Here is a 14,117-nt window from a genome sequence, read left to right as displayed (position 1 = left end):
TGATATCGGTGTACGGTATAAATAAAATGGCAGGCCTTGTTGTTGCTCGCCTAAAAACCATGTCGCCTTTATTGATATTTAGTCGAGCGAGAAAGTGTAAGAAAATATTTGTTTGTAGCCTTCGATTTCTATCGGCTAGGCTCTCGCTAGTTTTGTTCGCTGGGGGTCTGGCGGTGGGTTTTATACCCGCTGATGGAATAGGGCATATGCACTATCGAGAGGGAATTTGCTTGCGATGATTGGTAAAAATGCTTATGGCGCAATTCTTTCGCTGTCGCTTGGTTGTTTGCCGATAACCGCGTATTCCGATCAGGATTGTCCACGGATCGTGTCCAACCTTGAGCGCCTGGCCTGTTTCGATAGTTTCGCTGGAACACCTGCGCACCGTGTGCCTGTGCAATGGTCTGCACCGGAGCAAGACTCGCCTACCTTGCGCCGCGTGATGGCCCAAGAGGCGGAGCGGGCGCCGGATGACCTCACGTTTCGCCTAAGGTCTGAAGAGCACGGGCTCATGATCGCCGCACCTGCGATTGCTTCGGTCGCCCCCCATCCCTACCTGGTGATCAGCTGTGTGCAGAACATCTCCAGGTTGCAACTTGTCACGGCACGGCCCATCGATGCCGGACGCGTGACGGTCCGCTTGCAGGGCAAGCGTGGCGCTACAGTGCCGACACTCTGGCAGGTGACGGAGAACGGCCAGGTGCTCGACGCCGGTAGAGGCTTGCCGGGCATCGAGCAGATCAAGCAACTGATCGGGGCTCATCGCATTCAAGTCGAGAGTGATAACCCGACAGTCGATGGGTTGATCTTCGATGCTCAAGGCCTGGACCCGCTCATCGACGAGGCGCGCAAAACATGTCGCTGGTAGCGGAAATCAACGTGCAGGAAATGGCTCGGCTGCTAGCTCCCATCGACGCGCAGTCACCGGCCGGCCTGTTCGATGTGGAGGACGAAACCTACCAGGCCATTGACCAGGAAATGGTCAAGCTGGGCGGACTGCAGGCGTCTTCCATCGACTGGGCCTACATCGAGGAAGCGTCCCGCCAGTACCTGAGCCAGCAATGCAAGCACCTGCGCATCGCCGCTCACCTGAATGTCGCCTGGCTGCGCAGCCGATGCTGGGAGCGCTGGGGCTTTAGCTTGGCACTGCTGGCCGGTCTGGTCGAACACTACTGGGAAAGCTCTCACCCGAAACCTGGCCCAAAAGGGTTTCTGGGCAAGCGCAAGCTGGTCGCCCTGATGCTCAATCGTTTGATCGAAGCGCTGCCACGGCTGGATCGCTTTACGTACAGCCCGGCCCACGCGGCGGCTGCCCAAGACGCGTTGCAACGGTTGCAACGGGCTGCGCAATTGGATGAAGCGCTTCTTAGCGAACTTGAGCACCTGCTTGGCAAACACACAGAACTTGCCAACGGTGTAGGCGAGTCCTCTACCGCCTCAGCCTCAGTCGATACCTCATCGGTGAGCATCAGGCCTGCACCGCTGGCCGAAGTCATCGCTACACCCGTGCCTCGCGTGTCGTTGGGCAACGAGCGTGAATCACGCAGGGCCCTGCTGAGCATGGCCGAGCAGATCAACCAGCAAGACCTGTACGACCCGACGGGCTACCAGCTGCGGCGGTTTGGCTTGTGGGCCCATATCCAGTCGCCGCCGCCAACCAAGCAAGGCAACCGCACAGAGCTGATGGCGGTGCCACAGGATATCGCCGGCGATTACGAAGAGGCCCTTGCGAGGACTGCGGTTGACGCGGCATTGCTGCTGCGAATCGAAAAGAGCGTGACGGCTTGCCCCTACTGGATACGCGGCAGCTTCCTGGCTGCGACCGCTGCCACGCAACTGGCCATGAGTGAAGTGGCGCAAGCCATTCGCGCCGCGACCGCGCGGTTCGTGTCGCGCATGCCGGCACTGCTGCAGCTGTGTTTCAGCGATGGCAAGGTGTTTGTCGATGACCAATGCCTAGCTTGGCTCAAGGGCACACAAGGCGTATCCGATCAGGGCGCGGCCGCCCATGAGTTTGTCAGCCTGCGTGAGGAGTTGGTCAGCCAGCTGGAAACGGGCGGCGTCGAGCCGGTTCTGCTGCGGTTGCAGGGGATGCAGGCGGAGCTTCACGCCCCCCGTGAACGCTGCCATACCACCGTCATCGCTGCCGACCTGTTGGCCGCCCGGGGAGTGTCTTGGTTGGCCCGGGATTTGTGCGCAGGTGTTACCAGGACGATGCAGGAAACCACCGCCAGCGCCTGGGAGCCGGAGGTGTTTCAACGTCTTCAGCAGTATGCGGCGCCGCAGGTACAGGCTGAACTGAACAAGGAACGGGACTCACGATGAATCAACTGTGGAAGCACCTCAAGCGTTGGGGCTTGCCCCTGGTGACCCGTATCGGTCTGGCCATGCCACTGCTGCTCGGGCTGGGCGCTGTACTGTTGCTCGTTGCCATCTGGTGGCTCGGCCCGCAATGGACCTGGCGTGAGCAGCAGCCGTTGGCCAGAATGGCCCATCGTGGGCTGGCGAGCCTGGTGCTCGTGCTGGTGCCGTTGTTGGGCTGGCTCGTCGTGCTGCGCAGGCGTAATCGCCGCCTGCAGGCAGAGCGCAATCAGGCAGTGGCCGCGGAACTTGACCAAACCTTACCCTTCGTTCGAGCGCAAGAGAAAGCCTTGGACCAAGGCCTTGCGCGCTTTCTGCAAAATGCCGGCGGGCGGCGCGCCTTGTATCGATTGCCTTGGTACCTGGTGGTGGGCGACCAGCACGCGGGCAAGACCAGCTTCATTGACCGTACCGAACAAAGCTTCTCGCTGACCCGCATCGACAAAGCGCAGGCGCGTGGCCGACAAGCACAAGCGTTGGCCTACCCGGTCGGTTGGTGGATCAGCAATGATGCGGTGATCATCGATCCACCGGGCGCCTTCATCAGCCAGAAGTCGCGCTCAGCTTGGCCCGGCGAAGAAGCAGACGCATCGGAAGTACCGCCCGCTGCGCCGGCCAGGTTGTGGCAACACCTGCTAGGTTGGCTGCTGCGCAACCGCAGCCAGAGAGCCCTCAACGGTGTGTTGCTGGTTGTCGACCTGCCCGCCCTGTTGCACGTATACCCGAGCAGCGCATTGCATTGGCACAGGTGTTGCGCACGCGATTGTACGAAGTGAGCAGCCAGTTGGGCTCGCGCTTGCCCTTGTATGTAGTACTGACCAAGTTTGACCTGCTCGATGGTTTTGACCAGCTGTATGCCGGCCTTCCTGCGGCCACGCGGGAAAAGATGCTGGGCTTCACCTTCAAGCTCGATGCGACCGGAACGTTCGACGCCTGGCTGGAAGAGTATGGTGTTTACTACGATCAGTTAATCGGCCAATTGTTCGAGCAGGTGCTGGACCGGCTTGATACGTTGGGCGCTGCGCCATTGCGAGCACGTCTTTTCTCGTTGCACGCCCAGTTGGTCGGGCTGCGCCCGATACTGCTGGGCTTCCTGAAAGAAACGCTGGCAAGCGACCGTTTCACCACGCCGGCCTTGGTGCGTGGCGTGTACTGGTCTTCGGTCGTACAGCAAGGGGACATGCTCAATGCCTTCGTGCGTGAGGCGGCGCAGCCTTACAAGACCAGGCTTCCATTGCTTGAAGGCAAGGCACAGGGCAAGGCATTGGCCTATTTCATCCAGCATGCGTTCAAGCGCGTCATTTATCCGGAATCCGGGCTTGCCGCGGATAACATTCGCGTGGCGCGCAACAAGCGGCAGCTGCTTTGGGTGGGCACCGGGGTGGGCGTACTGGCATTTTCAGTCGCCATCGCCGGTTGGCAGCGTTACTTCGAGATCAATGGCGCCAAGGCCGCCAATGTACTCGCCAAGAGCAAGCAATACAGTTACCACGAGGTTGACCAGCGATTGGACCCGACCGGGCGCAACCTGCTTGGGCCGCTGGACCAGGTCCGCGACGCGGTCTCGGTATTTGACGATTACCGCGCCGCATGGCCGGGAGTTGCTGATTTGGGGCTGTATCAGGGGCGTGCCATCGGCCCTCGCATCGATGAGGCCTATTTGGGCCTGCTCTCCAAACGCTTCTTGCCTGCCCTGGCCAGCGGAGTGATCGAGGCCATGGATGCCGCACCGCCAGGCAGCGAGCAGCAGATGGCTGCCCTCAGGGTTTATCGGATGTTGGAGGATCGCCAGAACCGCCGGCCCGAATGGGTCGAGGAGTGGATGGCTCGCCAGTGGCAACAAAAATTCCCAGGCCAGGGGCAGTTGCAGGGCGACCTGATGCGGCACTTGAAGTACGCCTTGACCTACGTCGATACCGAATTGCCGCAGTACAACCAGCGTATCGCCGAGGTACAGCAGACGTTGCGCAGGATGCCGTTGCCAGAGCGGGTCTATGCCAGCCTCAAACAGCAGGCCGCCGAGCAACTGCATAGCGGCCTGGACCTGCGAAATCAGGTCGGCCCGGCCTTCGATGTGGTGTATCAGTCATCCACCGGTGCCAGCGACGTCGAAGGCGTGCTCTTGGAGCCGATGCTGACCGCCAAGGGCTTTAAGGAGTACTTCGAACCCCGCAGTCAGCGGTTCGCCGAACTGGCGATGGTTGATGAGTGGGCGTTGGGTGAGCGCGGCCAGTTGGATTACTCGGATGCCGACCGCGAGGCGCTGGGCGAACGGTTACGAAATCTGTACAGCGCCGATTTCATCGACAGTTGGCGGCGAGCCTTGAATGCCTTCTCGGTGGCTGACTTCCGCGATCTGGATCACGGGGTTGCGGTCCTGCAGCAGCTGACCGGGCCCGCAGCCCCTTTGCATCGGCTGCTGGATACCATCAAAGACAATACTTCGCTTTCATCCGCTGTGGGCGTCGATGCACTTGAGAAGGCTGAGGCGCTGCGGCCGGCAACCGGCAGGCCAGAGCAGCAACAGGCGTTGGCCATTCAGCGTGCTTTTGCAGGGCTGAGCGCCATGCTGCGAGCAACAGCTGAGAAGCCCAGCTATTACGACGAAATCCTTGCCGCGATGACCGCAGTTCACGATTACGCCAAGGCGGTGCAAGACAGCCCGGATAGAGGCAAAGCCGCACTCCAGGCGGTGCATCAGCGCTTCTCGATGACAGGCCAGGATCCGATCGGCACCCTGCAACGTGTAGCCACCAGCTTGCCAGAGCCGATCAACCACCAGATCAGAAAAGTCGCCGATCAAACGGCGCAAGTGCTCAACATCGAAGCCTTGCGGGAGCTGGAGCGACGCTGGGATGCGGAGGTTTACAGCTTTTTTCAGGAGCGCCTGGCTGGCCGCTACCCCTTCGTGGTGCGGGCGCCCGATGCCTCGCTGGACGACTTCGAGGCATTCTTCGGACCGAGGGGGCGGTTGCAGCAGTTCAACGACCAGTACCTGAAGGTCTTCTTGAAAGACAACCTCGAAGCTCTGCAGGCCAGCCAACACGGGCGCTCGCTGATTCGCAGCGACATTATCGAGCAACTTGAGCGGGCAGACCGCATCCGCGAAACGTTCTTCGATCAACGTGGCAACCTGAGTGTGCAGTTCAGCATCGAACCGCTGGGGCTCAGTGCCAATCAGCGCACCAGTCTGCTGGATCTAGACGGGCAGCTGATTTCCTATACCCATGGTCCGCGCCAGATCACCGGCATCGTCTGGCCAAATACGTTGAGCCAGCATGTGCGCAGCAACCTGACCTTGCTCAGGCAGAACGGTAATAGCAGCAGCCTGGAGTATCGCGGTCCGTGGTCGATGTTTCGCTTACTCAGCCGTGGATCGCTCATTGGCCGCACGGCAACCAGCGTGGACCTGAGTTTCAGCACCGCAGACGGCGTAATGCGCTACAGGCTGAGTGCTGAGAAAGCATTCAACCCGATCACTCAACAGCCGTTCGAAGGGTTCCAGTTACCACGCGGGTTGTTGCAGTACTCGTCCAAGGCACTGCAGACGGCGCGGGCTCGCCGATAGGCTAAGCGCGATGTGTATCAGGTAATCGCCGAGAGGCGAGCTTGTGGCTGAACGGGCAAGCGGCACTGGCTTTGGTTGTCCTCACCTAGCTGATTGGCTGTGACTGGAGATCGTGCTTCGGCTCAGGCAATCACTGTCGGTCAAGACAATGATTGCCTGAGTCAGGCGCGCCATCGCTGTATTCAACGGCAAGGTGCAGGCGCTCGCTCAGCCACATGATCCACGCCGACTTCAGATACAGTTCGTCGCGTGACACGCTGACATGGGGCCTCAATACTGCCAGGTAGCTCGAAGCCAAGCCAAGCCTAACGGGTTGTATCCAGCCATGACGAAGGCCCAGCGCATGGGCCTCGCGCCACCGATCTGGTGACCTGCGAAACGTCTGGGTGTCCCACAGCAATGGCAGGTTGGAATATCGGGCATGCTCAGGTCGAGTCCCCAGGGCCGCTTGCACGAGCTGTGCACCACCTGGCAGCAGGTTTCCTTCCGTGACGTTACGGCGATCAGATACGTAGGCGAAATGAAAATAGTGAAACCCCAGCGTATGGATGAGCCGGGGTAATTTCTCCAAGAGCGTAGGAAAGTCGCACGCATGCGGCCAGTCCTCTGCCGTGCAGTCAAGCATGGAACCTCCCTGTAGAATGCGCGCATTCTTTGACGTCAACGCCAGCGATGCAAGCGGTGGCTGTGGCCCTTCATTTCACGCTTGATCATGCTCAAGCGCAACTAGCAAAAATGCTAGGTGCGTTTTCGCAAATATCAATAAAAACACCTGACCCGCCCCTTAGCGATATGGCAGATCGCGACTATAGTAACGTCTTGAAAAATCAGGTCTCTGGGTGCCATGTCTACGATCGATGTCCCGTCCCCGCAAAGTCTTCGCAAACGCGTGCTGTTGGCTGGGGCGCTGAATATCGGCTCCATTGTTGCCTCCCAGGTGATCCGCTTGGGTGGCAACCTGTTGATCACCCGTTTGTTGCTGCCGGAAATGTTCGGTCTCATGGCCATCGCCACCACCGTGTCCGTGTTGCTGCTGTTGCTGTCGGATGTGGGACTGCGCCAGAACATCATTCAAAGCCCGCGCGGCGACGAGCCGTTGTTTCTCAATACGGTGTGGTCGCTACAGATCATCCGCGGCTTCGGATTGTTCGTGGTCATGCAGTTGGTCGCGCTGGGCGCTTGGGTGTCACAGCTTTACCAAGTGTGGCCAGCGCATTCCACCTATGCAGCACCGGAGTTGCCGGGGGTATTGGCGGTCACTGGATTCTTCGCGATTATCTTCGCCTTCCAGTCGACCAAGATCGACGTGGCCATTCGCACCTTCCAACAGAAGAAAGTGGTGTTGGTCGAACTGGTATCGCAAGTGGCAGGTTTGCTGGTAATGCTGATCATTGGCTACCTGACCCGGTCGATCTGGGCGCTGGTGGCGGCGGGCTTGGTGTCGACGCTGGTTACCACGGTGCTTAGCCACATGATCTTTCCTGGGCATCGAGATCGCCCACAGTGGGACCCGGTCGCCCTCAAGGAAATCATGAACTACGGACGCTGGGTGTTTCTCTCCTCGGCGGTGGGGGTGTTGGCGATGCAGGGCGACCGCATCTGGTTTGGCGGCAGCATGACGGTGGCGCAGTTGGGGGTGTATTCGATTGCCATCGGTATCCTCGCTGCATTTCAGACCAGCCTGTTGCGCTTGGCCGGGGCAGTAGCCTTGCCGGCTTTCAGCGAAGCCGCCCGCAGCGGCGACAAGGACCGTCTGCGCCAGCTGTACTTTCGCTTTCGCTTGATGTTCGATGTGCTGACGCTGTTCACCTGCGGCTTTCTATTCACCGCCAGCCCGCTGATCATTCAATGGTTATACGACGAGCGCTACCATGACGCCGGCGAGATGATGGCAGTGCTGTCGCTATCGCTGTTCACCTTGCGCTACAGCCTAACCCAGCAGATATGGATGGCGCTCGGCCTGACCAAGTACATGGCGATGGACAACATCATCCGTGTGGTCGCGCTGTTCACGCTGATGCCGCTGCTGCTGGCGATCGGCGGTGTGCACTACGCGCTGTGGGGCGTGGCCCTGCATACCTTCTTCACATTGTTCCTGATCTTCAAGGTCAGCCACCAATTGGGCATGTTGAGCATCAAGCGCGAGCTGCTGGTGCTACCGGTACTGCTCATTGGCGCGTTATGCGGCGAGTTGCTTAGCAAACTGTTCATGTGAGCTGCTTCAGGCTTGCAATTTCGTGGCGTCGATCAGTGGTACGAAGGACTGAAAGATGAATGTAATCGAGTATTTTGATCGAACCCGGATCATCAACATACCTGCCAGAACCGACCGCCGTCAGGAAACGACAGCTGAATTCGCTCGCCACGGCTTTGCTCTGGATAACGAAAAAATCGGCTTCTATGCTGCCGTTCAACCTGACGCTCAAGAGGGATTTCCGAGTATCGGTGCGCGGGGATGCTTCTTGAGCCACTTGGGCATCCTCGAAGAAGCCGAGCGGCTCAACGTCGACAACGTGCTCATTCTGGAAGACGACATTCAGTTTTCACAGCGCATCGGTACATTTGGCAAGCAAGCTGTCGAAGCGTTACGAGGGTTGGAGTGGGACATTCTGTACTTGGGCCACTCCTGTGAAGGCAACGCCGATGAACCCGGCTGGGCGTTGGTGGACGGACCGATTCACCTCACTCACTTCTATGCGGTGAATGGCAAGAGCCTGGCTAAATTGCGTGCGTTTCTCACTCAAGTGCTGGAGCGTCCACCGGGACATCCAGAGGGCGGGTCTATGCATTACGATGCAGCGCTAAACACGCTGATCCATACCGACAAGAGCATCCAAGCGTACTACTTCACCTGGAATCTGGGTTACCAGAGGCCTTCGCGCACTGACCTGCATACACTGTCGATATTCGACCGGTTGGCGATCTTACGGCCGGTCATGGCGCTGTACAGGCGCTTGAAGGCGGCAAAACTTAGGCGGGTTCGCTAAGCCGATCAACCGCTGCTTTTACGCCTGGACTGTCGCGGCTTGCTGGCCTTGGCCTTGGCCTTGCCCTCGGCCGCTTTGCTCTGGCCACCAGCACGGCGCTTTTTCTTCCACGGTGGTGATTTGCCCACGGCAGGCCCAGTGATGGTCATGCGCATCGAGCGGCAGCGTTCGACCAATTTGCCCATCCAGGCCGACTGCCGTGCAACGAATGCTTCCAGGCTCATCTCGCCGCTTTGCACCATATCCAGCGCCTGCTCCCAGATGGCTGTGGTGCCGGGATCGGCGATCGCCCGAGGCACCGCGTCGATCAGGCTGCACGCGGCCGGCGTCGCCGACAGGGCCTTACCCTGCTTGACCAGGTAGCCACGGTCAAGCAGGCCCTGGATGATACTGGCGCGCGTCGCCTCCGTGCCAATGCCGGTAGTTTCCTTGAGCTTCTGCTTCAGGCGTGGGTCGTCCACCAGCTTGGCGACATTTTTCATGGCTTTGATCAGGTCGCCTTCGGTGAAGGGTTTGGGCGGCTGGGTCCACAGATCCTTGAGTTGTACGCCTTGCACGGCACATGCCAGCCCTTGTTGCAGGGGAGGGAGGACCTGAGCCGGCTGCGCTTCGCGACCTTTGGGCGGCGTCAATGCCTCTGGCAGGGCGCGGCGCCAGCCTGGCTCGACGATCTGTTTGCCCACCGCCCGCAAGGCGTGACTTGCGCAGTCGAGCTCGGCCTGGGTGCGGTCGTACTCATGGTTGGGCAAGAACTGCGCGAGGTAACGCGCGCGGATCAGGGTATAGACCGCCTTGTGCTTGGCAGGCAAGCGAGCGGGGTCGCTGGCCGCTGCGGTGGGGATGATGCCGTGGTGGGCGCTGACCTTGGCGTCGTTCCAGGCCCGTGATCGGCGTTGCGGCTGCAGGTGCGCCTGCAATGGCGCCAGGCTGGCATCGGCACGCTGCAGCGCAGCGAGAATAGCGGGCGCTTCGCCGTGTTGGCTCACCGGCAAGTACCCGCAGTCACTGCGCGGGTAGGTGATCAGTTTGTGGGTTTCATACAACGCCTGGGCGATATCCAAAGTCTCCTGCGCGCCCAGGCCGAGCTTTTTCGAGCACAGCTCTTGCAGCGTGCCGAGGTCGAAGGGCAGTGGCGCAGCTTCACGCACGCGCTCGGTGGCCACGTTCAAAACCTGCGCAACAGCGGCTGCCTGCATGTCGGCCGCTGCTTGCTGTGCCAGTGCTTGGTTCAGGCACCGGCCTTGGTCATCGCAGTGTTCGTCAGGTGCGCGCCAGTGTGCATTGAACAGATGACCCGCGCTTTGCAGCTGGACTTCGATGGCCCAGAACGGCACTGGCACAAAATCGGCGATGCTGCGATCACGGTCCACGACCAGGCGCAGGGTAGGGGTTTGCACCCGGCCCACGGGCAGTACCCCTTGATAACCGGACTGTTGACCCAGCAGGGTGAAAAGCCGGCTCATGTTCATGCCGATCAGCCAATCGGCGCGAGATCGGCCCAAGGCCGAATGATACAGGTTGAAGGTCTGCTGACCCGGTAGCAGGTGCGCCAGCGCCTTGCGTATCGAGGCATCATCCAGGGCCGATAGCCACAAGCGCTGGATGGGGCCGCGGTAGCGGCAGTGCTCGATCAGCTCGCGGGCGATCATTTCGCCTTCACGGTCGGCGTCGGTAGCGATCACCAGTTCGTGCGCTTCGCCCAGCAGCCGCTTGACGGCCTTGAACTGGCTAGCAGTCTTGGGCTTCACCAGCATCTTCCAGCTCTGCGGAATGATGGGCAGGTCAGTCAGGTTCCAGCGCTTGTAACGCGCGTCGTAGCTGTCGGGTGGCGCTGTTTCCAGCAGATGGCCGACGCACCAGGTGACGCACACATCGGTACCTTGCCAGCAGCCGTCGCCCTTGCGGTTGGCACCGAGTACTTTAGCGATATCTTTGGCCTGGGAGGGTTTTTCGCAGAGATACAGGCGCATGGCCGGAAACGCTTTATCTGAAATGTTCGGGCTAGGATGCGCAAGCGTGGGCGCACAGGCAAGCTTTATCTGTATGGATGTACAGTTTTATGTTGCTTGCAGTTGCGCGCTCCCGCTGGGGGAGCGACGCACTGCCGGATCAGGCGCGTGAATCGCGCACCATGTCGACGTGGGGAATGCCTGCCTCGAGGAATTCCTCACTGATGACACGAAAGCCCAGGCGCTCGTAGAACGGCGTCGCGTGAACCTGAGCACTGAGCGTCTGTTGGCTCAGATCACGATTCTGCGCTTCTTCGATCACCGCGTACATCAACGCGTCGCCTACCTTGAGGCCGCGCCAATCCTTGAGCACCGAGACTCGGCCAATGGTGCCGTCGGGCAGCAGGCGAGCCGTGCCAATCGGGTAATCGCCTTCCAGGGCCAGGAAATGCGCAGCGCCCGGATCATCCGAGTCCCATTCAAGCTCCGGCGGCACATGCTGCTCGGCGATGAACACGGTCTCGCGGATGCGGCGGATGTCGGCGTTGTCCTTGTGCCAGTCGGCAAGGCGGACACGAATCTTATTCATTGGCGAATCCCAGGCTTCCTTGTTTGATCAACTGCTGTACCAGCATAAGGCCATCTTCATCCTGCAGCCATTGCTCAAGGTTGTCGATGTGTAACGCGTCGGCCGAGCACACCAGCTTCAACAGGTCGCGCAACTTGGCCGGCAGCGGGCAGCTGCGACCACTGGCGAACAGCATGAGGTCGTCGTTCAGTTCGGACCAGGCCAGGCGCGCGGCCGGATTGCGGATCAGGATGGCGCCGTCTTCCAGAGCGTCGATCAGCTCGTCTTCGCTCAAGTCGTCGCCCACCACTTGCTCGGGATAGCGCGGTTCGGTCATGAACTGGCCAAACCAGGTGAGCAGCAGGTCCTTGTCGCCCATGTGCTTGTCCATCAACGCTTTCAGACGATCCAGCGCTTCGTGCTGAATCTGGTGCGGGTCGCTGACGGGCTGTGCGTCGGCGTCGCTGTAGCGCTCTTCATCGGGCAGGAACTGGCCGAGGAAGTCGGTGAAGTGAGTCAACACTTCCGCGGCGCTCGGGGCGCGGAAGCCAACCGAATACGTCAGGCAGTTGTCGACCGCAACGCCGTAGTGAGCCAGACGTGGCGGCAGGTAGAGCATGTCGCCGGGCTCCAGGGTCCACTCGCCGGTCTGTTCGAAATCAGCCAGGATACGCAGGTCGGCATGCTCGAGCAGCGCGCTGTCGCTGTTGCACATCTGACCCACTTTCCAGTTGCGCTCACCATGGCCTTGAAGCAGGAATACATCGTAGTTGTCGAAGTGCGGACCGACGCTGCCGCCTGGCGTGGCGAAGCTGATCATCACATCATCGATACGCCAGCTCGGCAGAAAGCGGAAATGCTCCAGCAGCTGCGCGACTTCCGGGACGAATTGGTCGACCGCCTGAACCAGCAAGGTCCAGTCTTTTTCCGGCAGTTCGGCGAAGGTTTCTTCAGTGAACGGGCCGCGGCGCAGCTCCCATGGATGGGCGCCGTGCTCGAGCACGATGCGCGACTCGACTTCTTCTTCCAGCGCCAGGCCTGCCAGTTCGTCCGGGTCGATCGGGCTTTCGAAGTCTGGGAAGGCCTGGCGCACCAGCAGTGGCTTCTTTTGCCAGTAGTCGCGCATGAATTCGCGGGCCGAAATGCCGCCGAGCAGCTGCAGTGGAGTATCAGGATTCATGTTCAACCTATTGATAAAACGTAATTTTTGTCCGGGAATAAAAACGCCCGGCTAGGCCGGGCGTTGAGCGAGGCGCTGCGCTTAGACGCGCTTGGCCTGCGCTGCCGCATTACCGATGTAGGTAGCGGGAGTCAGCAACTTCAATTCAGCCTTGGCCTCGGCGGGCATCTCGAGGCCATCGATGAAGGTCAACAGTGCCTCGGGCGTGATGCCTTTGCCGCGGGTCAGCTCCTTGAGCTTCTCGTACGGGTTCTCGATGTTGAAGCGACGCATGACGGTCTGGATCGGCTCGGCGAGCACCTCCCAGCAGGCGTCCAGGTCGGCGGCGATGCGCGCCTGGTTGACTTCAAGCTTGCCAATCCCCTTGAGGCTGGCTTCGTAGGCGATGACGCTGTGAGCAAAGCCCACGCCGAGGTTGCGCAAGACCGTAGAGTCGGTCAGGTCGCGCTGCCAGCGCGAGATCGGCAGTTTGCTGGCCAAGTGCTGGAACAGCGCGTTGGCGATCCCCAGGTTGCCTTCGGAGTTTTCGAAGTCGATCGGGTTGACCTTGTGCGGCATGGTCGAAGAGCCGATTTCACCCGCCACGGTCTTCTGCTTGAAGTAGCCCAGCGAAATGTAACCCCAGACGTCACGGTCGAAGTCGATGAGAATGGTGTTGAAACGGGCGATCGCGTCGAACAGCTCGGCAATGTAATCGTGCGGCTCGATCTGTGTGGTGTAGGGGTTGAACTGCAGGCCCAGCTCGTCTTCGATGAAGGCGCGGGCGTTCTGCTCCCAGTCGATCTGCGAATAGGCGGACAGGTGGGCGTTGTAGTTGCCCACGGCGCCGTTGATCTTGCCCAGCAGCGGCACGGCGGCGACTTGGGCGATCTGACGCTCCAGGCGGTACACCACGTTGGCCAGCTCTTTGCCCAAGGTGGTCGGTGAAGCCGGCTGACCGTGGGTGCGCGACAGCATTGGCACGTCGGCGTGAGCGTGGGCCAGGGCGCGGATGGCCTCGGCAATCTGGCGCATCAGCGGCAGCAGCACGTCATCACGGCCGGCGCGCAGCATCAGGGCGTGAGAGAGGTTGTTGATGTCTTCGCTGGTGCAGGCGAAGTGGATGAATTCGCTCACCTTGGCCAGTTCTGGCAGTTGAGCGGCCTGCTCTTTGAGCAGGTACTCGATGGCCTTGACGTCGTGGTTGGTGGTGCGCTCGATTTCCTTGACGCGTTCGGCGTGCTCAAGCTTGAAGTCGTTGGCCAGGCTGTCCAGCACGGCGTTGGCTTCGGCGGAGAACGCCGGCACTTCGCCGATCTGCGGGTGCGCGGCCAGACGCTGCAACCAGCGCACCTCCACCAGGGCGCGGAATCGGATCAGGCCGAATTCGCTGAAAATGGGGCGCAAGGCCTGGGTTTTGCCGGCGTAACGGCCGTCTACAGGGGAAACCGCAGTGAGCGAAGAAAGCTGCATGGGGTGTTCTCGGACAGTCAGGCTTTTGGAGGGCGCATATCATACATGAAAA

The 14,117-nt window shown here is 60.3% G+C and carries 9 protein-coding genes and 1 pseudogene; 5 read left to right on the top strand and 5 right to left on the bottom strand.

Going from position 1 to position 14,117, the window contains the following annotated elements:
- The first annotated feature begins 235 nt into the window (after nucleotides 1-235).
- The 3 genes and pseudogenes from vasI to tssM all read left to right on the top strand — a co-directional run bounded on the left by vasI (nucleotide 236) and on the right by tssM (nucleotide 5,929).
- Nucleotides 236-868 carry a type VI secretion system-associated protein VasI gene (gene vasI, locus FS665_RS10745; protein WP_145187655.1) on the top strand — a complete coding sequence of 211 codons (633 nt, stop codon included), beginning with the start codon at nucleotides 236-238 and terminating at the stop codon, nucleotides 866-868.
- Nucleotides 856-2,325, top strand: coding sequence for a type VI secretion system protein TssA (gene tssA, locus FS665_RS10740; protein WP_145187441.1), 1,470 nt, complete (start codon nucleotides 856-858; stop codon nucleotides 2,323-2,325). The genes vasI and tssA overlap by 13 nt, the downstream gene beginning before the upstream one ends.
- Nucleotides 2,322-5,929, top strand: a pseudogene (gene tssM, locus FS665_RS10735) (type VI secretion system membrane subunit TssM). Before tssA ends, tssM begins: the two are co-directional and overlap by 4 nt.
- A 130-nt stretch (nucleotides 5,930-6,059) precedes the next feature.
- On the opposite strand, the gene FS665_RS10730 reads toward tssM, so the two are convergent.
- The gene (locus FS665_RS10730; RefSeq protein ID WP_145187438.1) at nucleotides 6,060-6,554 is read right to left on the bottom strand and encodes a LuxR family transcriptional regulator; all 495 of its coding nucleotides are present in this window, start codon (nucleotides 6,552-6,554) and stop codon (nucleotides 6,060-6,062) included.
- Nucleotides 6,555-6,773: 219 nt separating this feature from the next.
- On the opposite strand from FS665_RS10730, the gene FS665_RS10725 reads away from it, so the two are divergent.
- Complete coding sequence (locus tag FS665_RS10725; protein ID WP_145187435.1) at nucleotides 6,774-8,144, top strand: oligosaccharide flippase family protein; 1,371 nt, start codon at nucleotides 6,774-6,776, stop codon at nucleotides 8,142-8,144.
- 55 nt (nucleotides 8,145-8,199) lie between these two features.
- Nucleotides 8,200-8,916 (top strand): glycosyltransferase family 25 protein, encoded by a 717-nt coding sequence (locus FS665_RS10720; RefSeq protein WP_145187432.1) that lies wholly within the window; start codon nucleotides 8,200-8,202, stop codon nucleotides 8,914-8,916.
- A gap of 5 nt (nucleotides 8,917-8,921) precedes the next feature.
- Here FS665_RS10720 and FS665_RS10715 read toward each other — a convergent pair whose 3' ends face one another.
- From FS665_RS10715 to purB, 4 genes are all read right to left on the bottom strand, one after another.
- A complete protein-coding gene (locus FS665_RS10715) occupies nucleotides 8,922-10,886 on the bottom strand; it encodes a DNA topoisomerase III (protein WP_145187429.1) in 1,965 nt (654 codons plus the stop codon).
- Nucleotides 10,887-11,025: 139 nt separating this feature from the next.
- Nucleotides 11,026-11,454, bottom strand: a complete 429-nt coding sequence (locus tag FS665_RS10710) for a GNAT family N-acetyltransferase (protein ID WP_145187426.1) — start codon at nucleotides 11,452-11,454, stop codon at nucleotides 11,026-11,028.
- The gene (locus FS665_RS10705) at nucleotides 11,447-12,613 is read right to left on the bottom strand and encodes a cupin domain-containing protein (protein WP_145187423.1); all 1,167 of its coding nucleotides are present in this window, start codon (nucleotides 12,611-12,613) and stop codon (nucleotides 11,447-11,449) included. The genes FS665_RS10710 and FS665_RS10705 overlap by 8 nt, the downstream gene beginning before the upstream one ends.
- A gap of 81 nt (nucleotides 12,614-12,694) precedes the next feature.
- Nucleotides 12,695-14,065, bottom strand: coding sequence for an adenylosuccinate lyase (gene purB, locus FS665_RS10700; RefSeq protein ID WP_145187420.1), 1,371 nt, complete (start codon nucleotides 14,063-14,065; stop codon nucleotides 12,695-12,697).
- Nucleotides 14,066-14,117: the final 52 nt, after the last annotated feature.

This window comes from Pseudomonas sp. URMO17WK12:I11, assembly GCF_007677725.1.
Lineage (GTDB): Bacteria > Pseudomonadota > Gammaproteobacteria > Pseudomonadales > Pseudomonadaceae > Aquipseudomonas.
Note: the sequence above shows the minus strand (reverse complement) of the source record. Positions and strands in the feature narration are given on the sequence as shown.